This window comes from Mycoplasmopsis fermentans PG18, assembly GCF_000209735.1.
Classification (GTDB): domain Bacteria; phylum Bacillota_I; class Bacilli_A; order Mycoplasmatales; family Metamycoplasmataceae; genus Mycoplasmopsis; species Mycoplasmopsis fermentans.
Genome location: NC_021002.1, coordinates 546,205 through 547,330 on the forward strand (window position 1 = coordinate 546,205; position 1,126 = coordinate 547,330).

At 25.2% G+C, this 1,126-nt stretch carries 2 pseudogenes; one reads left to right on the plus strand and one right to left on the minus strand.

The features are described from left to right. Positions 1 to 608, minus strand: a pseudogene (locus MBIO_RS05080) (hypothetical protein); the annotation flags it as partial. 398 nt (positions 609 to 1,006) lie between these two features. Here MBIO_RS05080 and MBIO_RS05295 point away from each other — a divergent pair. Continuing rightward, a pseudogene (locus MBIO_RS05295) lies at positions 1,007 to 1,126 on the plus strand (DnaB-like helicase C-terminal domain-containing protein); the annotation flags it as partial.

Below are 1,126 nucleotides of genomic sequence, written 5' to 3' on the forward strand. Positions count from 1 at the left end.
ATTCACGAGGTAGTAAAAAATAAAGGATTAATTTTTAAAGGTTTCAAAAAAACAGTACCATCGCCTCCTGGAACGAAGTTAAAATCTACAAATTTTGTTGTTTTTGTGTGATCTCCAAAGATTATAATCGGTTCTTTAACTTTAAAAATATTATTTACATTATTTGTATATCCTTCAATAAATTTTTGGCCTTGTGTAATTATAGGATATTTGCCTGTTGATAATATTTGTTTAGTTTTTATTATTATATTTTTTTTATCTATCCTAAAAGAAATGTTACTTATTTTAACAATGACTCAATTTTTTGGTATTTCAAAAGGTATTTCGTTTGTTATATTTATAACTTTTGAGCCAATCTTCTCATAATAATTTTTATCTTCACCTTGAAAAATTAAAGATTCTTGTTTATCTTTCTTTATTTTTCCTTCTTTAATTAGCTTATTTTTTTCAATTTGTATAGCTTCTAAAAGCTTAGAAGCTGGTTCATCATTAGGATCTTGTTTAACCAATTTTCCCTGAATTGCATATTGCAAAATAGATTTTTGCAATTTATCTTTAATTTCGGAATCAAGTTTAAATAGTTGATTTTCTGTTTTTTTATATAACACCTAAATAGTATTCTAATAAATAGTCAAGACCTGGTATTAGCCAGGTTTTTTTGTTCAAATAGGTGAATGAGTTTACTTTTCAAAATACTTTTATTTTAGGAAAATTCTTTTATATTTAAACTTAACTTAAAAATTATTTATTATCTTACTTCATATTGTATGTGGTTTATATAAATGTATTATACATTTATATCAAACCACCACACCAACTAAGGAAATCAAATCAATAATTTTTTCCTATGCTTTAACCTATACACCGAATTTTCCTAAAGAAACAGGGAATATATAGTGATATACTTCCCAAAATTAAAATTTCAGGACTATATATACCTCCCCCTTTGAAAAAAAAGACCCACCGGAGTTTTTAATGCCCTTGTTATTTTAGAAAGGAAAAATATATGCTACTCACTACAAAACAGTTACAGGAATTTTACTAAATTGAAATGGAAAATATTGCAAAAAATAAGTCTCTTATAACCAACTTCCGTCACATTGATAATTATGCAATGGTTTTAAAC